Below are 20,690 nucleotides of genomic sequence, written 5' to 3'. Positions count from 1 at the left end.
CATGACAAAGATTCTTCAAAATGTACAAATGCTAAATGAACAAGGCGAGCTACAAACAGTAAATATCGCTATGGCGGATGGCAAAATTACTGCAATAGGTCAAAACGTAACTATAGCAGACGCAGAAATGATCGAAGGAAATGGTTTAGTTGTTGCACCAGGCTTTGTCGATGTACATACACATCTTCGTGAGCCGGGCTTTGAACATAAAGAAACAATTGCTACAGGGTCAGCATCAGCAGCAAAAGGCGGCTTCACAACAATTTGTGCGATGCCAAATACAAAACCAGTGCCAGACTCAGTAGAAAATATGCAGTTGATTAACGGTCTTATTAAAGAAAGTGCAGTTATTCGAGTACTTCCATATGGCTCATTAACTAAAGATATCTCAGGTGAGGTTCGCACAAGTATTGAAGAATTAAAAGCACATGGGGCTGTCGCATTTTCAGACGATGGTGTTGGTATCCAGCTTGCATCAACAATGTATGAGCAAATGAAGGATGCCGCACAGCACGATATGGTAGTTGTCGCACACTGCGAAGATAACTCATTAATTTACGACGGAGTAATGCATGAAGGGAAGCGTAATCAAGAGCTTGGTTTACCAGGAATACCATCAATTTGTGAATCCGTTCAAATTGCACGAGATGTTCTACTGGCAGAAGCAGCCGGAGCACGCTACCACGTATGTCACGTATCAACGAAGGAATCTGTACGTGCAGTTCGTGACGCGAAAGCAGCGGGTATTCGTGTCACTGCAGAAGTTTGCCCACATCATTTATTACTTGAAGAAATGGATATCCCATCAGATGATGCAAACTGGAAAATGAATCCTCCATTACGTGGAGCAGATGATAAAGACTCACTTCACGCAGCTATGCTAGATGGCACAATTGATTGTATCGCTACAGACCATGCTCCACATACAGTAGAAGAAAAATGCTGTGGTATGGTTGGTGCTCCGTTTGGCATTGTAGGCTTCGAAACAGCGTTCCCACTGCTTTACACACAGTTTGTAGAAACAGGGAAATGGTCGTTAAAACAGTTGATTGACTGGATGACTGTAAAGGCAGCTCAAATTTTCGATTTACCATATGGCACATTAGAAGTTGGTGCTTCGGCAGATATGATTTTAATTGATTTAAATAAAGAGCAAACAATTGATGCAGAAGGCTTTGTATCAAAAGGACGCAATACACCATTCAATGGTTGGGTTGCAAAAGGATGGCCAGTGTTAACAATTTTTGAAGGCAATATCGTATACCAGGAGGCAGAGTAATGAAAAAACGTTTACTTATTTTAGAAGATGGCACAGTATTTACAGGTACAGCGTTCGGTAGTGAGCGAGCTTCACAAGGTGAGGTTGTATTCACGACAGGGATGACAGGTTATCAGGAAACCATTTCTGATCCTTCGTTCTACGGACAAATCGTAACGTTAACTTACCCTTTAATCGGTAATTACGGTATTAACCGTGATGACTTTGAATCGATCACACCAGCTATTCGTGGATTTGTAGTCCGTGAATTAGCAAAAACACCTTCAAATTTCCGTTGTGATTTAACGGTAGATGAGTATTTAACTTCAAAGGATATTCCAGGGATTGAAGGAATTGATACACGAAAATTAACACGCATTATTCGCAGTAAAGGTTCAGTAAAGGCTATTTTAACAGCGGCTGATGAAGAAGTGAATGTGGATGAAGTCGTAGCAAAATTACAGGCAACACCAGCGATTACACATCATGTTCGTGAAGTATCACCGAAAGCAGCCTACCCGTCACCAGGTCGTGGCAAACGAGTAGTATTAATTGATTATGGTATGAAGCACGGTATTCTTCGTGAGTTAAACAAACGTGATTGCGATGTGCTCGTTGTCCCTTACAATACACCGGCAGAAGAAATTTTAGCATGGCATCCAGATGGGATTATGCTGTCAAACGGTCCAGGTAACCCTGAGGACGTAGTAGAAGGCATTGAAACCGTACGTAATTTAATCGGAAAAGTGCCAATGTTCGGTATTTGCTTAGGTCACCAAATCTTCTCGCTAGCATGTGGTGCACAAAGCTTTAAATTACCATTCGGTCACCGAGGTGGTAACCATCCGGTAAAAGATTTACGCACGGGTCGCACAGACTTAACATCTCAAAACCATGGTTATGCGATCGATATCGATTCATTGAAAGATACAGATTTAGAAATAACACATATCGCATTAAATGATGGTACTTGTGAGGGTGTACGTCACAAGAACTATCCAATCTTCACGGTGCAATATCACCCAGAAGCATCACCAGGTCCAGAGGATTCAAATCACCTATTTGATGAATTTATCGAAATGATGGAAGTAGAAGCAGGGAAGGGGAAACAACATGCCTAAACGTACAGATATTGAAACTATTTTAGTAATCGGATCAGGTCCAATCGTGATCGGACAAGCAGCAGAATTTGACTACGCAGGAACACAAGCTTGTCTTTCTTTAAAAGAAGAAGGCTACCGCGTTATTTTAATAAACTCAAACCCTGCGACAATTATGACAGATACAGAAATTGCTGACAAAGTATATATTGAGCCAATTACACTTGAGTTTGTATCACGAATTCTACGTAAAGAGCGTCCAGATGCCATCCTACCAACACTTGGTGGTCAAACAGGTTTAAATATGGCCATTGAATTAGATAAATCAGGAATTTTAGATGAGCTTAGTATTGAAATTCTTGGAACAAAATTAGAAGCGATCCATAAAGCAGAAGACCGCGATTTATTCCGTAATTTAATGTATGAGCTAGGTGCACCAGTACCGGAATCAGATATTATTCATAACTTAGACGAGGCGAAAAACTTTGTAGCGAAAATTGGCTACCCAGTAATCGTTCGTCCTGCCTTCACGCTTGGTGGTACAGGCGGCGGTATTTGCTACAACGATCAAGATCTAGAGGAAATCGTGACATCTGGTCTAAAATATTCACCAGTAACACAATGTTTACTAGAAAAATCAATCGCTGGTTATAAAGAAATCGAATATGAAGTAATGCGCGATGCTGCCGACAACGCAATCGTTGTATGTAACATGGAAAACGTTGACCCAGTTGGTATTCATACAGGTGACTCTATTGTAGTGGCACCTACGCAAACACTTTCAGATCGAGAAAACCAAATGTTACGTAATATTTCATTAGATATTATCCGAGCACTAAAAATTGAAGGTGGCTGTAACGTACAGTTAGCACTTGATCCATACAGCTTTAATTACTATGTGATCGAAGTAAACCCTCGTGTATCGCGTTCGTCAGCGTTAGCATCAAAAGCAACAGGCTATCCAATTGCAAAGTTAGCAGCAAAAATCGCAGTTGGTTTAACTTTAGATGAAATCAAAAACCCTGTAACAGGTTCTACGTATGCTTGCTTCGAGCCAGCTCTAGACTACATCGTGGCGAAAATTCCACGCTGGCCGTTCGATAAATTCGAATCAGCAAAGCGTAATCTTGGTACACAAATGAAAGCGACTGGTGAAGTAATGGCACTTGGTCGTACATTTGAGGAAGCTATGCTAAAAGCAGTACGCTCTCTTGAAACAGGCCAAGTTCACTTAGAGCTAAAACATGCAGAAGAGAACTCTGATACTTGGATTGAAAAACGTATTCGCAAAGCAGGTGACGAGCGTCTATTCTTCATCGGTGAAGCACTTCGTCGTGGTGTAACAATTGAGCAAATCCATGAATGGTCTGCAATTGACTTATTCTTCTTAAATAAATTCAAAAACATCGTAGATATGGAGCAAACACTTGCTAACCATAAAAACGATAAAGATGTGTTACGTACAGCAAAACGTCTAGGCTTTGCAGATAAGAAAATTGCTGAGCTTTGGGACACAACTCCAGAAGAAGTATATGCATATCGTAAAGAAAATGGCATTATCCCAGTATATAAAATGGTTGATACATGTGCAGCGGAGTTTGAATCTGAAACACCATACTTCTATGGCACATATGAAGATGAAAACGAATCGATTAAATCAGATAAGCCGTCAGTTGTGGTACTTGGTTCTGGTCCAATCCGCATTGGTCAAGGGGTTGAATTCGACTACGCAACAGTACACTCAGTATGGGCAATTCAAGAAGCGGGCTACGAAGCGATTATTATTAACTCGAATCCAGAGACAGTATCCACTGACTTCTCGATTTCAGATAAATTATACTTCGAGCCATTAACAATCGAAGACGTTATGCATATTATCGACCTTGAGCAACCAATTGGAGTAGTTGTACAATTCGGTGGTCAAACAGCTATTAATCTAGCTGATAAATTAGCTGCCAATGGCGTGAAAATCTTAGGTACAACACTTGAAGATATCGACCGTGCAGAAAACCGAGACAAGTTCGAGCAAGCATTACGTGACTTGAACATTCCACAGCCACTAGGTCAAACAGCTGTATCAACGGAGGAAGCACTTGCTATTAGTGAACGTCTAGGCTTCCCTGTACTAGTTCGTCCTTCATACGTACTAGGTGGACGCGCGATGGAAATCGTCTACAACCAAGAAGAATTACAACATTACATGGAGAACGCAGTAGAAGCATCTCCTGATCACCCAGTATTAGTAGACCGCTACTTAACTGGTCAAGAAATTGAAGTAGATGCCATTTGTGACGGTGAAAATGTCTTAATTCCAGGTATTATGGAGCATATCGAGCGGGCAGGGGTTCACTCTGGTGACTCGATCTCTGTATACCCGCCACAAAAATTAACACAAGTGCAAAAAGATACGTTAGTGGATTATACAACTCGACTTGCAAAAGGTCTTGGTATCGTAGGCTTAATGAACATTCAATATGTAATTTCACAGGGTGAAGTATTTGTCATCGAGGTTAACCCTCGTTCATCTCGTACAGTACCGTTCTTAAGTAAAATTACAAACATTCCGATGGCGAATATTGCAACGAAAGCGATTCTTGGTAAATCAATCGTAGAACAAGGCTATCCAGCAGGCTTAGCGCCAGAGCAAAAAGGTGTCTTCGTTAAAGTGCCAGTATTCTCATTCGCTAAATTACGTCGTGTTGACATTACACTAGGGCCTGAAATGAAATCAACAGGTGAAGTAATGGGTAAAGATGCAACATTAGAAAAAGCACTTTACAAAGGTCTAGTTGCAGCAGGTATGGAAATTCGTACAGAAGGAACAGTATTGTTCACTGTATCCGATAAAGATAAAGAGGAAGCAATTGCACTTGCAAAACGCTTCTCAACAGTAGGCTATCGTATTGTCGCTACTGAAGGTACAGCTCAAGCGTTTGAAGATGCAGGTGTACGCACAGATGTAGTTGGCAAAATCGGTGCAAAAGGTGAAACATTAATCGATTTAATTCAAAACGGTGAGGCACAACTTGTTGTCAACACTTTAACAAAAGGCAAGCAGCCGGCACGTGATGGCTTCAGAATTCGTCGTGAGTCTGTAGAAAATGGCGTACCTTGCTTAACTTCATTAGACACAGCGGAAGCGATGGTTCGAGTTATTGAATCAATGACATTCACAGCAGAACAAATGCCAAAAGCGGAGGTAGTACATTAATATGATTCGTCAAGAGAAAATGACGGTCGTCTCTCAAAAGCAAATTGCGACAAACATTTTCGAATTGACACTTCGTGGAGAACTGGTTCAGGATATGACACCTGGCCAGTTTGTCCATGTAAAGGTGTCAGATTCAATGGAGCCGCTTTTACGTCGACCAATTAGTATTGCAAACATAGATAAAGACAACAACGAATTTACAATGATTTATCGTGCGGAGGGTCGCGGAACAAAAGTGTTAGCGACAAATCGCGAAGGGCAGCTTGTCAATGTCCTTGGTCCAATCGGTAATGGGTTCCCTGTGGAAGCAGTAAAAGAGGGAGGAACAGCTCTACTAGTTGGTGGGGGAATTGGAGTACCTCCATTACATGAGCTTTCCAAGCAATTGAATGCACGTGGTGTTAAAACAATTCATGTGCTAGGCTTCCAAACGGAGGATGTATGCTTCTATGAGGAAGAATTCAGTGCCCTCGGTGAAACGCATTATGTAACGGTTGATGGTTCTAAAGGAACAAAGGGCTTTGTCACAAATGTTTTAGAGTCACGAGCACCTGAATTCGATGTCTTTTATTCTTGCGGTCCGCTACCAATGTTAAAAGCACTTGAAGGCTTTTATCTAGAAAAAGAAGGATATTTATCATTTGAGGAGCGTATGGGCTGTGGGATCGGTGCTTGCTTTGCATGCGTATGTAAAACAACAGACCAAGTAGCAAAAGACTATGTCAAAGTATGCTCTGACGGTCCAGTTTTCCCGAAAGGTACGGTGGCATTATGAGTCGTTTAAACATTCAATTACCAGGATTAGACTTGAAAAATCCAATAATGCCAGCATCCGGCTGCTTTGGCTTTGGACGTGAATATGCACAGCTTTATGATTTATCAAAGCTTGGCGCTATTATGATTAAAGCTACGACTGTGGAAACACGTCCCGGCAATCCAACTCCACGCGTAGCAGAAACAGCAGCAGGGATGTTGAATGCCATTGGTTTACAAAATCCCGGAATCGAAAAAGTAATGAATGAAGAATTAAAGTTTTTAGAAGCGTATGATGTGCCAATCATTGCAAATGTTGCGGGTACAGAGACAGCGGATTACGTAGAAGTAGCGCAACGCATTTCTACTGCACCAAATGTGAAAGCATTAGAACTTAATATTTCTTGTCCGAACGTTAAATGTGGTGGAATTCAATTCGGTACAGACCCTGCAACTGCACGTGAGCTAGTGAAAGCTGTCAAAGCTGTTTCTGAAGTGCCTGTATACGTGAAATTGTCTCCTAACGTAACGAATATCGTAGAAATTGCACAAGCTGTTGAAGCGGGTGGTGCAGATGGTATTACAATGATTAATACACTAATTGGTATGCGTTTAGACGAGCGTACAGGTAAGCCAGTGATTGCCAATGGTACAGGTGGCTTATCTGGTCCTGCCGTAAAGCCAGTTGCGATTCGCATGGTCTATGAAGTGTATAAGGCTGTCAATATTCCGATAATTGGGATGGGTGGCGTGACAGAAGCGCAGGATGTTATTGATTTTATGTCGGCTGGCGCATCTGCAGTTGCTGTTGGAACAGCAAACTTTGTTGATCACTTCGTTTGTCCAAATATTATTGATGAACTACCTGCAAAGCTCGATAAATTAGGGGTAGAGCATATTTCAGAAATTATCGGAAGGAGCCATCGTCTATGAATACAAAACCAATACTAGCATTAGATTTTCCTGGAGAAGCAGAAGTATTCAACTTTCTAAAGCACTTTAACGAGCCTCTTTTCGTGAAAATTGGTATGGAATTATATATGCAGGAAGGGCCGGATATTGTACGCAAGGTAAAAGATCTAGGTCATGATATTTTCCTAGATTTAAAATTACACGATATTCCTAATACAGTTGGCTCTGCTATGAAAGGTCTAGCAAAATTAGGGGTAGATTTAGTCAACGTTCATGCTGCGGGCGGACGTCCTATGATGGAGGCAGCGCTTGAGGGACTTGAAGCGGGTACTCCGGCAGGACGTGAACGTGCGGCATTGATTGCTGTAACACAGCTGACGTCTACAACAGAAGAGCAAATGCAGGCAGAGCAAAGAATTGCTTTATCTTTACAAGAGTCTGTATTACATTATGCAAGCTTAACAAAACAGGCTGGCTTAAATGGTGTTGTCTGCTCCGTACATGAGGCAAAAGCTATTGCTGAAGTGTGCGGTGAAGATTTCTTACGTGTGACACCTGGTATCCGATTAGCAGGTGGCGACGCACACGACCAAAAGCGCATTGCAACACCAGACGGCGCGAAACGTGACGGTTCTTCATTAATCGTCGTTGGACGTGCCGTTACAGGTGCACAAGATCCAGTAGCAGCATATAAAATCGTAAGTGAATTATGGGAGGCATAACTATGACATTACAAAATGAAATCGCACACGCTATGTTAAAGGTAGGAGCAGTAGAATTAAATCCAACAGAACTATTCACATGGGCATCAGGCATTAAATCCCCAATCTACTGTGATACACGTCTAACAATTTCTGATCCTGTAATTCGTAAGCAACTAGCATACGGTTTAGCATCTCTTATTAAAGAAAACTTTGATACAACTGAAATCGTAGCAGGTACAGCAACAGCGGGCATTCCACATGCAGCTTGGGTAAGTGATATTTTAGAATTACCAATGGTTTATGTACGCTCTAAAGCAAAAGAGCATGGCCGTGGTAACCAAATCGAAGGAAAATATGCAGCAGGTCAAAAAGTCGTAGTAGTAGAAGACATCGTTTCTACAGGCGGTTCATCCATTACAGCTGTTGAAGCTTTACGCGCAGCAGGTTGTGAAGTACTAGGCGTTGTTTGTGTCTACACATACAACCTTCCACGCGCTGAACAAGCATTTGAAGAGGCAGGCATTAAATATGTATCTCTAACAAATTTCGATTATTTAATTGAAGCAGCGAATGAATCAGGTGCTATTCAAGAAGGAGACATTCCATTCTTAAAAGATTGGCATGGTAAATTAAAAGCAGGCGAGCTTTAATTAAAAAAGGGGTGGTATGATAATTTATTCATACCACCCTTTCATTTGTTGAAAAACTATTGTGTCATAAAAAAGACTGGCCAATATTTTCCTGAGTCTGATTACAGTATGAAGGGTCAAGGGAATCTTTGTTAATGTTGTGCTTGGGATAGGGTGATTTCTTAAAATAAAGTAGAATGACACGCAATAAGATACACGATATATGAAGTGGTTGATTGGGGTGGAGGCTGGGCGACTCCTTGGGGATTAGCGTCACAGATGAGACCCTGGAGCGAGCAAAGCGAGTGAAGCGGCTCATCGGACGCCCCCAGGAAAGCGCCCAGCCGGAACGGAAATCACCCCCTCGCTTTGACCAAGAACTACACATTATTTAATCATTTACAGTAGCGGAGAAATGAGTCGCATAAGTGATTCAAGCATGCGTTTTTGAATACTTCGCTTTTGAAATGACGCCCATGTAATTTCTATAGATTCTTTAAAATCATGTTCAAAATCATCTTTTATATCTAGAACTGTTTTAGATTCATATAGGACCGCAATGATTTCATAATTAAGCTCAAAACTACGAATATCCATATTTGCTGTACCAATTGATGCAACTTCATCATCAACAAGTACAATCTTAGCGTGCATAAAAGCATCTTTAACGCGGTAAATGGAGACACCCGCTTTTAGAAGCGGTGTAAAGTATGATTGGGATGCTTGATCACTAATGATACTATCGCCTTTTCCTGGATATAAAATGCGGACATCTACTCCAGAAAGTGCACTCAAACGTAATAATGTTAATGTTTCCTGATCAGGAATGAAATATGGAGTGGCAATCCAAATTGACTTTTTGGCAGAGCCCATAATTTTCAATAAAGCATTTCGAATATTTGTATCATCTGAGCTAGGTCCACTTGCAACGATTTGTACGGCACCTTCTGCCTGATGAGTTCCTTGACTTGGAAAGTATGTGCTATCCATAAATTGATTCCAAGACTCAGTATTTAAGCTACTAGTGGCATAGAGAAAATCTTCTAGGAAAATGGCCTGCAGTTTATATAGTGCTTTTCCTTCAATTTTTAAATGACTATCACGCCAAATAGGAAACTTCTTCGAACGACCAAGATATTCATCCCCGACATTGAGTCCACCTGTAAACCCAATTGTCCCATCTACAATAACAATTTTACGATGGTTACGATAATTGACGGTTTCTAATAGCCAAGGTGAAAGAATAGAATCAAATTCGACTACTTCAATCCCTGCCTCTTTCATTGGTTGTAAGAAACTACTGCGTAATTTACTACTACCAAGTCCATCGTAAAGAAATCGTACGATCACGCCAGATTTAGCTTTTTTTATTAAGGCATCTCGAATTGTTGTACCGATATCATCTGATCGATAAATATAGTATTGAATATGAATATGATGTGTAGCTTTTTCAATCGCTTGTAGAATCTCAGTAAATGTTTCATCACCATTTGTTAAGAGTTTTGTTGCTGTTTCATGAGCAACAGGACCACCGCCAAATTTTTGTATAACTTGTATCAAATAAGTGGATCGTTCATTTAAAGGGGAAGAGGATTCTAAATTAAAACTTCTTCCTTCTAAAATTCCACGGAATAATTTCCTTTTTTCTTCTGAACGTTGTAAATGTTTCTTTCTTCTCCAGCGACTTCTTCCAAACAGTAAGTACAGAAGTAAACCGATAACAGGGAGAATGGCTAATACTAAAAACCAAGCTAATGTACTTTGCGGGGAACGGTTTTCAATAAAAATAACAAAGGAAATCCCTATAATTGTGATAGGCAATAGTATGCCGATTAAGGTATATAAGGAAATGACGGACTTATTTAAGACGATGAGCATAATTGCCGCAATTGCAAATACAAATAGTAATTGGACTACGCGATTCTTCATATGTATACATTTTCACCTATTCTTTTTTATATTTTTATAAGAGGAAGTAGTACTTTAATAGTTTTATGATAAATTGTTTCCTATTTATTTACAATATAGACACTTCCGCGCTAACGGATATTGTTAGTAATGAGCAAATTTATATAGCTAATTGCAAATGATTCCTCTACTGTGAATCAAAAATCTTTACCATTGATCAATTAAAACATTTAGAACAATTATACCTCGGTGTAATTATTGCTGCCACTTCGTTTTCCCTACAGAAAACATTTGTAGGTACCGCTTCGCTATCACTACAGAAAACATTTGTAGTTACCGCTTCGCTTTCGCGCACATAAACAATGCATCCTTGTGCTTAGGCCTGCATGTGGGCCGACGTGATGTCGGTCATTTCGGTAATGTCACAGGACGTTTTTTTAGACTGAGTTCTTCTATTTTAGCGGATATGTGTAAACTCGCTGAAAAGAAACTTAGCCTGCATTATTAGACCACCTAAAGAGGTGGGATACATCTGTACCTGAGTTACCAAAAATAATTGATGAAAGAGGTTAAATTTTCTCAATAATACTTCTCCTAAATGATAAATCAACTTAACGGAAAATAATAATTAACAATTCATTATGCGTAATATTTTCCATTTTAAGGAATACAATATTTGGAATATTCATAACATTAAAATAATTTAACGAAGAAATTATTAACAAAAAATTTATAATTGAATTGTAAGAGGTATGTATATTTTCCTTGAAGAAAAATAGAGATTTAATATTATTTAAATATAATGAAATGTGTGTATTTTATGATATTAATTATTTTTAAAAAGTAATTAATATTCATTATTAATGTTATTATGCTATTTTTCAGGGAATGAAAATAGTTTTTTATGAATAATTAACTATCATTTGACATTAATTGTTTTTTAAAAATAATAGAGTGTTTAGAAATGAAATAATAAATAATGAAAAATTATGAACTCGATTTCTCATGATTTTGATGATGATGTAAAGTCGAAATTGTATTTATTTTTACAATAATTTAAAAATGTACTTGATTTAATATATTATTTCTAGATAAAATGATGATACAATTAATTGTCAGATAATTCTTTTGTTGGAATAATAGTTTGCGAATGAGAGTGATTATTAATGACAACAATTTATATGAAAGTAAGATGCTAATTATATTTAAGGATAAAGCTGTTTTGATTTTTCTGAAAATTGAAATACGCGGTGAAGAAAACATTAAGTAAACAAAAGCAAATTCATTTAAATTGAATGTGGTTCTTAAAAAGTTGTTTTTTTGATTTGATAGGGAGGTAATCGTGTGACAAATAATCATGAAATGATTATTGAGATTAATAATTTACGTACAAGCTTTCGGCGAGCAGATGAATATTTCGCTGCAGTAGATGGTGTTGATTTGCGCATTCGAAAAAATGAGGTGCTTGCAATTGTAGGTGAGTCAGGTTGTGGTAAAAGTACTTTAGCTACATCAATTGTTGGATTACATAATCCTATCAACACAAAAATTGAAGGTGAAATATTATATAAAGGAAAAAATTTAGTAGATATAACGGAGCAGCAATATACCCAGTTACGGGGAAGCGATTTCGGTTTTATTTTCCAAGATCCACTGGCAGCACTGAATCCGTTAAAGCGAATCGGTTTCCAAATTGAAGAACCACTTATATACCATACGGATTTAAATGAAGCACAACGCCGTGAGCGTGCAATGGAGTTATTACAGCAAGTAGGTATACATAACCCGGAACGTATTTATAAGCAATATCCGCATGAATTATCAGGTGGTATGCGACAACGCGTAATGATAGCGACAGCGATTGCATGCAAGCCACCTCTTATTATTGCAGATGAACCAACAACGGCATTAGATGTAACGATTCAAGCGCAAATACTAGATTTATTAAAAGAATTACAAATAGAAACTGAGTCAGGCATTTTGTTAATTACCCATGACTTAGGTGTAGTAGCTGAAGTAGCAGATCGAGTTGCAGTAATGTATGCTGGACAAATTGTCGAAGAAGCACCAGTTATTGAATTATTTAGAAATCCTAAACATCCATATACACGTTCGTTACTTAACTCTATTCCTCAATCCCATAAGGTAAATGAAAAGTTAGAGGTTATTCATGGTATGGTTCCTTCATTATTTAATTTGCCGCGTGGAGGTTGCCGATTTGCACCACGTATTCCATGGATTGACGAAAGCGCCCATGAGGAAAATCCAACATTACATGAGGTTGGACCAGAACATTTTGTTCGTTGTACGTGTTGGAAAGATTTTCACTTTAAGAAGGATGAGGGAAAATAATATGAGCTTTATGCAAATTAAAGATTTATGCGTGCATTATCCTATCCGTGGTGGTTTCTTCAATACAATTGTAGATCATGTTTATGCGGTAGATGGCATTAGTATGGAGTTTGAAAGAGGTAAAACGTATGGTCTTGTTGGAGAATCAGGATGTGGCAAATCGACAACAGGTAAGGCAATTATTGGTTTAGAGCAAGTAACATCGGGTCAAATAATCTATGAAGGACAAGATGTAACGAAAATGCGTCGTAGTGGTAATTCAGGATTTAATCGAGACGTACAAATGATTTTCCAAGATTCTCATTCAAGTATGAATCCAAGAAAACGTATACGTGATGTTATTGCAGAGCCTATTCGAAATTTCCTGCGTCTAAGTGAAGAGGAAGAACGAAAACGAGTTAACGAGCTTTTAGCGATTGTTGGAATGCAAGAGGATGCCCAATATAAATATCCTCATGAATTTTCTGGTGGTCAAAAGCAACGATTGGGTATTGCACGTGCTATGGCATGTCGCCCCAAATTAATTATTGCAGATGAACCTGTTTCTGCTCTTGATTTATCTGTACAAGCACAGGTTTTAAACTTTATGCAAGATATACAAGAGGAATTTGGCGTAACGTACTTATTCATTTCACATGATTTAGGTGTTGTAAAGCATATGTGTGATGAAATCAATATTATGTACCGAGGACGCTTCGTAGAAAAAGGACAAAGAGAAGATATTTATAATGATCCACGTCATATTTATACACACCGTTTACTATCTGCAATTCCAGATATTGAGCCTGAAACACGTGTAGAACGTAAGCAAGAGCGTTTAAAAGTAAGTCAGTATTATAAAGAAAATCAGCATAAATTTTTTGATAAAGATGGAAAAGTTTATCCTTTACAATCAATTTCAGATACACATGCTGTAGCGTTGGCGTCGATTGAAGGAGGAATGTGATTATGTGGAAAACGGTTCTTCGAAGAGTCATCATCATGGTTCCACAAATTATTATTTTAAGTATGTTAGTGTTTATCATTGCTAAGCTAATGCCAGGCGATCCATTTACAGGTTTAATGGGACCAGAGACAGATCCTAACCGTATTGAAGAGTTACGCGAAGCAGCAGGCTTAAACGACCCATGGTATCAACAATATGCGAGATGGGTGTCAAATGCAGTACATGGCGACTTAGGCAAAAGCTACACATATCAACGCAGTGTAACATCACTTATTGGTGAACGAGCGCTCAATACTTTCTACTTATCATTAGTTGCAATGATCCTAACTTATTTAATTGCTATTCCATTAGGGCTTCTAGCGGGGCGTTATCAAGATTCTCGATTAGACCGTGGAATCGTGTTTTATAACTTTTTAAGTATGGCAATACCTCCGTTCGTGTTTGGTTTAATTTTAATTTATGTATTCGGCTATATATTAGGCTGGGTTCCAACATCGGGTTCGGTGGATGTATTAGTTGAAAAAGGTACTTTTGGTTATTATTGGAATAAAATGTATCATATTATTACACCGGCTATTACAATGGCAGTTTTGGGAACGTATACAATCATTCAATATTTACGTTCAGAAATTATTGATTCTAAAAACCAAGACTATGTTAAAACAGCACGTAGTAAAGGTTTACCAATGAATAAAGTATATACACGACACATTTTCCGTAATTCATTAATTCCGATTGCGGCGGGTCTTGGTTTCACTATTACAGGTTTACTAGGCGGAACAATCTTTATTGAAACAATCTTTAGTTATCCAGGTATGGGAGAACTATTCATGTCTTCAATTGCGAGTCGTGACTATAGTGTAATTACGGCACTTATCGTGTTGTATGGTTTCTTGGGGTTACTTGGAAGTATGTTATCAGACATTATTTTAAGCATTGTAGACCCACGAATTCGTATCGACTAACTTGCAAAGAATAGAGGTGACTTTACATGGATAAAACAGAAGAGAAAAAATTAGAAGAACAACATCGCCCAGCTGTAGGTTTCCAAGTTGTTTGGCGCGAGTTTAAAAAAGATAAATTAGCGATGTTTTCATTAATATTATTAACATTATTAATAGCAGCAGTGTTTATTGCTAGTTTTATTATTGATGTAGACGAAATAATGAAAGTTAAATTACTAGGTCGCTTTGCGGAGCCGGGTGTAGATGGATATATTTTAGGTGCAGATGACGCAGGGCGTGATATTTTTGGACAATTAATTATCGGAGCGAAAAACTCTTTAATTATTGCTATATGTATTACGCTTATTGCAGCAGTTATCGGTATTGTTATCGGTTTAATTACTGGCTATTACGCAGGTAAAGTTGACCTTGCTATTATGCGAATTATGGATTTCATTATGATTTTACCTAGTTTTATGATTACGATTGCCATTGTTTCAACACTAGAGAAATATTCACCGATCCACATCGTCATATTATTAAGTATGTTTGCTTGGATTGGGAAGGCAAGGTTAATACGTAGTAAAACATTAACTGAAGCTCGTCGAGATTATGTAAGTGCTTCAAAAACAATGGGCACAAGTGACTTCAAAATTATGTTTAGAGAAGTTCTACCAAACTTAAGCTCCATTATTATCGTTAACTTAACATTAAGTCTAGCGGGTAATATGGGTGCTGAAACAGGGCTTTCATTTTTAGGGTATGGCTTACCACCTTCAACACCGAGTTTAGGTACTCTAGTAAGCTATGCAAGAGATCCTGAGATTTTAGTGGATAAATGGTGGATTTGGTTACCCGCAGCATTATTTATTTTATTAATGATGCTTGGTATAAATTATGTTGGTCAAGCGTTACGACGTGCGGCTGACTCAAGACAACGATTAGGTTAAGGAGGAAAGGTAAATGAAGAAAAAAAGTTATGTTCTTTTAACTTTACTATTGACACTAGTTTTAGCACTAGCGGCATGTAGTGGAGGGGGCAAAGAATCTTCAAAAGATGACAAGAAGAAAACAGCAACTCGTAGTTTCCCAATGGAAGTAAAGAATGAAGGAGAACCAATTAAAGGTGGTGTTTTACAAGTAGCTTTACCATCTTCATCACCGTTCAAAGGTATCTTTTTACAAGAATTCTCCTCAGATACCAATGACTCAGCGATTATGAAATTTGCAAGTAACATTCTTTTTGATAATGACGGTGACTTTTTACTAACAGATACAGGTCTTGCAAGTCTAAAGGTTGACGCAGATGCAAATAAAGCAACTGTAAAAATACGTGAAAATGTAAAATGGTCTGATGGAGAGCCATTTACAATCGACGATGTTATCTTCCCTTATGAAATTATCGGTCACCCTGATTATGAAGGCGTTCGTTATGACGATGATTTCCAAAATATTATTGGCGCTGAAGAGTACCATGATAAGAAAGCAGATACAATTTCAGGTTTAAAACGAGTAGATGATCATACATTAGAAATTTCATTTAAATCAATTTCACCAGCAATTTACAGCGGTGGTGATGGATTGTGGAGTTCAGCTGTACCAAAACATCAATTAAAAGATATTCCGGTAAAAGATATGATAAGCTCTGATGCAGTGCGTGTAGATCCAGTAACTTTAGGGCCTTTCAAATTCGATAAAATTGTTAATGGTGAGTCTGTGAAATTTGTTAAAAATGAAAATTACTGGAAAGGTGAACCTAAACTCGACGGTGTAGTAGTAAAAGTAGTTTCACCAGAAACATTACCGAAGGCATTAAATTCAGGAACTTATGACATAGCGGTAAATGGTTTCCCAGGTTCAAAGATTACACAAATTGAAAATTCTAAAAACTTAGCGATTTTATCGCGTCCACGATTATCTTATAGCTATTTGAGCTTCAAACTAGGTAAATTCGATAATGCAAAAGGAATTAACGTAACAGATAAAAATGCAAAATTAGGTGACCCAAAATTACGTCAAGCATTAGCTTATGCAATCGATGTAGAAGAGGTAAACGAAAAATTAGGCAATGGTATTAATACACGTGCCACAACGTTAATTCCTCCAGCATTTGCATCATTCCATACAAAGGATATGCCAGGCTTCACGTATGATAAGAAAAAGGCGCAACAATTATTAGATGAAGCAGGCTATAAAGATGTGGATGGCGATGGCATTCGTGAAGATAAAGATGGTAAACCATTTACAATCAAATTAGGGGCACAAGGTGGTACGGATGTTCTAGAATCTACAATTGAATACTACCGTCAAAACTGGAAAGAGGTAGGTATCAATGTTGAATTGGCCACTGGACGTCTAATGGAATTTAACTCATTTAGTGATAAGCTTAAAAAAGATGATCCAGAGATTGAAATGTTCTTTGGTGCTTGGAGTACAGGAACAAATCCATCTCCAAAAGGATTATATGGTGAGGGTGCATTATTCAACTTGTCACGTTTTGTATCACCTGAATTAACTGCAATTTTAGATGATATCGATTCTAAAGAATCTTTAGATATAAATCATCGCAAAGAAGCATTCCGAAAGTTTGAAGAGTATATGTTTGAACAGGCTACAACAATTCCAACTGTGGCAGTTACTGATCTAATTCCAGTTAATAAACGTGTTAAAAACTATAATTTTGACTATGCAAATGAAACTCAATACCATGAAATCGAGTTAACTGCTGATGCTCCATTAAAAAACTAAATAGCACATAGTTAAGTGTGAGAGTGTAAAACTGTAGGTAAATTCTTTAACAAGAATTTCCTACAGTTTTTTTACGTGTGTTTTAACTTCTTTCAGCAAATGTTTTCTGTAGCGAAAGCAAAGCGTCAGCAACAGAAGTCTCTCGCCTCTATAGGTGGTGAGATGAATGCGGATTTAAGTTACTTTTCAACGTGTGTCCGCATGATCAAAGGAAACCTAAATATTGTATGTAGGTCTGTTTCAAAGTGTAGGACCGTACATTAACTAATAGGGGCAAGAAAAAGCATTCGTTGCGATATCACATAAATGCTTTGGTCAATTACATAATGCGACAATAAGGAGCTATTTTGTCAAATCAAAGTCCCCTTACAGCTTTTCATTCATTAAATTCATACTGAATCCAGAATAGTTATCTAATTTATGTCGAGAAATTAATTTATTTTTTACAAAAAAATAAAGGAGAAGTCCGTAACAAATAGTTGAATTAAATTATTTGTTTTCTGTAATAATTCTAACTTTAAGGCGTTGATGTGTTAATAGAAAAAATTATTTATTAATAGTTATTAGGAAAATATGTAAAAATGGTAAAATATATAAACAGAGATCAGCGTCATAGGTGAGACCCTGTAACGCAATCGGCCATCCTCCAGAAAGCGCCCGGTCGGAATGGAAATCAATCACACGTTACGGTGTTCAGCCAAAATTTATTTAAAAACCTAATCCGAATAAATGTAGAATTTATGAGGGAAAGTATAAGGAATAAATGAATATTTGTTATATTGTAATAATAAAAAAGTAACGCTTTAAACCGATAAAGTGGGAAGTCAACAAAATATTCATTGAAGAAAAATACAAATTTATTGAGTGGAATTGGAATAGTTGTATGGATTAATTTGTATATAAGAATATAAGAAATGTAAAAATTCACTTGCTTAAATGCATTATTTCTAGCTAAAATGATATTACACTTAATTATCAGAATATTATTTTATTTGAGATTTGCGCGAAAATTGAGATTGATATTGTTTTAAATTGATGATTTTATACTTTGATATGATTTTAAAATAAATTATTTTTGATGAACTTAATATTTAAATGTAATTTTTATGTAAAAAAGATATTGCTTAACACGCAGCATCAAACACTCACTACATTGGTAACAGTAGGTAAGTAAAAACTCTTAAAAGGTGTGATATAAAATGAGCTTAATGTTAGAAGTGAAAAACCTTAAAGCTGGTTTTGATATAGACGGGGATCTATATCATGCAGTTGATGATGTATCATTTTCAGTTAAATCTGGTCAGATCGTTGGAGTAGTTGGTGAATCAGGCTGTGGAAAAAGTGTAATGTCTCTTTCTATTATGCAATTACTTCCCAAAGGAGTTGGTAAAATCACCGGAGGAGAAATAAGATTCCACGGGAAAAACATAGAGAATTATTCGAACGATGAGATGAATAAAATTAGAGGAAATGATATTAGTATGATTTTCCAGGAGCCTATGACATCCTTAAATCCTGTTTTTACTATAGGCTCACAAATTGAAGAAATTATGCTTAATCATAGTAAAATGTCTAAAGTTGAGGCTAGAAGTAAGGCAATTGATTTATTAAAACAGGTTGGCATCCCAAGAGCTGAAAAAATTGTAAATGAATACCCTCATCAATTGTCAGGTGGTATGAGACAAAGAGTAATGATCGCTATCGCTATTGCTTGTCAGCCTAGACTTTTAATAGCGGATGAACCAACTACTGCACTTGATGTAACAGTGCAAGCCCAAATACTAGAATTATTGAAAAGTATTCAGGGGGAAAATAGCATGTCTATTGTCCTGATCACCCACGATTTAGGTGTAGTTGCGGAAATATGTGATGAAGTAATTATTATGTATGCTGGAAAGATTGTAGAACGGACAACTGTTGATAACTTGTTTTACAATCCCAAACACCCATATACGAAGCTCTTAATGGCATCGATTCCGAGAATAGATACAGAAGTAAATGAGTTAGCTACTATTAAAGGCATTGTACCTTCTTTAAAAAATATGCCTCAAGTAGGCTGCCGTTTTGTTGATAGATGTCCATCGGCGATGCCTGAATGTAGCAGTGTTATGCCGCAACTTACCTTCGTAGATATCAATCATGAAGTCTCTTGTTTACTTTATGAAGGCAGTAATTCTAGAAAGGGTGTGAGTAGACAATATGAATCAAACTACAAATAATAAAGAAAATTTATTGGAGCTAATTAATTTAAAAACCTATTACCCGATTAAAGGTGGATTATTCAAACATACGATTGGGCATGTTAAAGCAGTTGATAATATTTCTTTTTCCATAAAAAATGGTGAAACATTAGGGTTAGTAGGCGAATCTGGCTGTGGAAAGTCAACAACAGGTCGTACGATTTTAAGATTGTTAGAGTCAACAGAAGGAAAAATTATTTTTAATGGTCATGATATTACAAAATTGCAAGGAAAATCATTAAGAGAAATAAGGAAAGATATCCAAATGGTGTTTCAAGATCCTTATGCATCATTAAATCCTATGCAAATGGTAGGTAGTATCATAGCTGAACCAATCATGAATTACCATAAAAAATCACTTAAATCCTTAAAAAATGAAGTTTTAGAGCTTTTACAAAAAGTTGGCTTACCCGAAGATGCATATTACAAATATGCGCATGAATTTTCAGGTGGACAGCGTCAGCGTATTGGTATTGCTAGAGCACTTGCACTTAAACCAAAACTAATTATAGCGGATGAACCAGTTTCAGCATTAGATGTCTCTGTGCAATCTCAGGTTCTTAATCTGCTAAAAGAGTTACAGGATGAGTTTGACTTAACATTTTTATTTATTGCTCATGATTTAAGTGTTGTAAAACATATGAGTGATCGAATCGGTGTTATGTATTTAGGGAACATTGTGGAAATTGCAGATAAAGAACATATTTATGATGAACCACTTCATCCTTATACACAAGCGTTAATCTCTGCAATCCCGGTACCTGATCCAAGGAAAAAGAGTAGCCGTATCGTATTAGAGGGTGATATCCCTAGTCCGGCTAATCCTCCTAAGGGGTGTCCTTTCCATCCACGTTGTCCGAAGGCGATGGCAGAGTGTTCATTATCTAAACCAACCTTAAAGGAGGTGAAGCGGGGGCATAGAGTTGCATGCCATTTATATTGAAAAATAATAAGAAAATAGTGTGTTAATTATTTTCAAAATAAA

At 37.4% G+C, this 20,690-nt stretch carries 15 protein-coding genes; 14 read left to right on the top strand and 1 reads right to left on the bottom strand.

Going from position 1 to position 20,690, the window contains the following annotated elements; all coding sequences use genetic code 11:
* Window position 1: 1 nt before the first annotated feature.
* The 7 genes from ACYQ73_RS03555 to pyrE are packed head-to-tail and all read left to right on the top strand — an operon-like array spanning window position 2 to window position 8,588.
* Window positions 2–1,279, top strand: a complete 1,278-nt coding sequence (locus tag ACYQ73_RS03555; protein ID WP_460011171.1) for a dihydroorotase — start codon at window positions 2–4, stop codon at window positions 1,277–1,279.
* Window positions 1,279–2,379: a carbamoyl phosphate synthase small subunit gene (locus ACYQ73_RS03550; protein ID WP_460011170.1), complete on the top strand. Its 1,101-nt coding sequence runs from the start codon at window positions 1,279–1,281 to the stop codon at window positions 2,377–2,379. Before ACYQ73_RS03555 ends, ACYQ73_RS03550 begins: the two co-directional genes overlap by 1 nt.
* The gene (gene carB / locus ACYQ73_RS03545) at window positions 2,372–5,569 is read left to right on the top strand and encodes a carbamoyl-phosphate synthase large subunit (RefSeq protein WP_460011169.1); all 3,198 of its coding nucleotides are present in this window, start codon (window positions 2,372–2,374) and stop codon (window positions 5,567–5,569) included. The genes ACYQ73_RS03550 and carB overlap by 8 nt, the downstream gene beginning before the upstream one ends.
* 1 nt (window position 5,570) lies before the next feature.
* On the top strand, window positions 5,571–6,344 hold the full coding sequence (locus ACYQ73_RS03540; protein ID WP_460011168.1) for a dihydroorotate dehydrogenase electron transfer subunit: 774 nt from the start codon (window positions 5,571–5,573) through the stop codon (window positions 6,342–6,344).
* Window positions 6,341–7,255: a dihydroorotate dehydrogenase gene (locus ACYQ73_RS03535; RefSeq protein ID WP_460011167.1), complete on the top strand. Its 915-nt coding sequence runs from the start codon at window positions 6,341–6,343 to the stop codon at window positions 7,253–7,255. The genes ACYQ73_RS03540 and ACYQ73_RS03535 overlap by 4 nt, the downstream gene beginning before the upstream one ends.
* Window positions 7,252–7,956 (top strand): orotidine-5'-phosphate decarboxylase, encoded by a 705-nt coding sequence (pyrF, locus tag ACYQ73_RS03530; protein ID WP_460011166.1) that lies wholly within the window; start codon window positions 7,252–7,254, stop codon window positions 7,954–7,956. The genes ACYQ73_RS03535 and pyrF overlap by 4 nt, the downstream gene beginning before the upstream one ends.
* Window positions 7,957–7,958: 2 nt before the next feature.
* A complete protein-coding gene (pyrE, locus tag ACYQ73_RS03525; protein WP_460011165.1) occupies window positions 7,959–8,588 on the top strand; it encodes an orotate phosphoribosyltransferase in 630 nt (209 codons plus the stop codon).
* 378 nt (window positions 8,589–8,966) lie between these two features.
* Here pyrE and ACYQ73_RS03520 read toward each other — a convergent pair whose 3' ends face one another.
* On the bottom strand, window positions 8,967–10,496 hold the full coding sequence (locus ACYQ73_RS03520; RefSeq protein WP_460011164.1) for a cardiolipin synthase: 1,530 nt from the start codon (window positions 10,494–10,496) through the stop codon (window positions 8,967–8,969).
* A gap of 1,341 nt (window positions 10,497–11,837) precedes the next feature.
* Here ACYQ73_RS03520 and ACYQ73_RS03515 point away from each other — a divergent pair.
* From ACYQ73_RS03515 to ACYQ73_RS03485, 7 genes are all read left to right on the top strand, one after another.
* Entirely contained in the window at window positions 11,838–12,827 is a 990-nt protein-coding gene (locus ACYQ73_RS03515; RefSeq protein WP_460011513.1) for an ABC transporter ATP-binding protein, read from the top strand.
* Between the two features lies 1 nt (window position 12,828).
* Window positions 12,829–13,773, top strand: a complete 945-nt coding sequence (locus ACYQ73_RS03510; RefSeq protein WP_460011163.1) for an ATP-binding cassette domain-containing protein — start codon at window positions 12,829–12,831, stop codon at window positions 13,771–13,773.
* 2 nt (window positions 13,774–13,775) lie between these two features.
* Window positions 13,776–14,738: an oligopeptide ABC transporter permease gene (opp4B, locus tag ACYQ73_RS03505; RefSeq protein ID WP_460011162.1), complete on the top strand. Its 963-nt coding sequence runs from the start codon at window positions 13,776–13,778 to the stop codon at window positions 14,736–14,738.
* Between the two features lie 26 nt (window positions 14,739–14,764).
* On the top strand, window positions 14,765–15,667 hold the full coding sequence (locus ACYQ73_RS03500; protein ID WP_460011161.1) for an ABC transporter permease: 903 nt from the start codon (window positions 14,765–14,767) through the stop codon (window positions 15,665–15,667).
* Between the two features lie 13 nt (window positions 15,668–15,680).
* Window positions 15,681–17,465 (top strand): oligopeptide ABC transporter substrate-binding protein, encoded by a 1,785-nt coding sequence (locus ACYQ73_RS03495; protein WP_460011160.1) that lies wholly within the window; start codon window positions 15,681–15,683, stop codon window positions 17,463–17,465.
* Between the two features lie 1,199 nt (window positions 17,466–18,664).
* Window positions 18,665–19,684 carry an ABC transporter ATP-binding protein gene (locus tag ACYQ73_RS03490; RefSeq protein ID WP_460011159.1) on the top strand — a complete coding sequence of 340 codons (1,020 nt, stop codon included), beginning with the start codon at window positions 18,665–18,667 and terminating at the stop codon, window positions 19,682–19,684.
* Window positions 19,665–20,648: an ABC transporter ATP-binding protein gene (locus tag ACYQ73_RS03485; RefSeq protein WP_460011158.1), complete on the top strand. Its 984-nt coding sequence runs from the start codon at window positions 19,665–19,667 to the stop codon at window positions 20,646–20,648. Before ACYQ73_RS03490 ends, ACYQ73_RS03485 begins: the two co-directional genes overlap by 20 nt.
* Window positions 20,649–20,690 lie beyond the last annotated feature (42 nt).

This window comes from Lysinibacillus sp. CTST325 (assembly GCF_054665055.1).
This window is presented reverse-complemented; position numbering and strand designations above follow the sequence as displayed.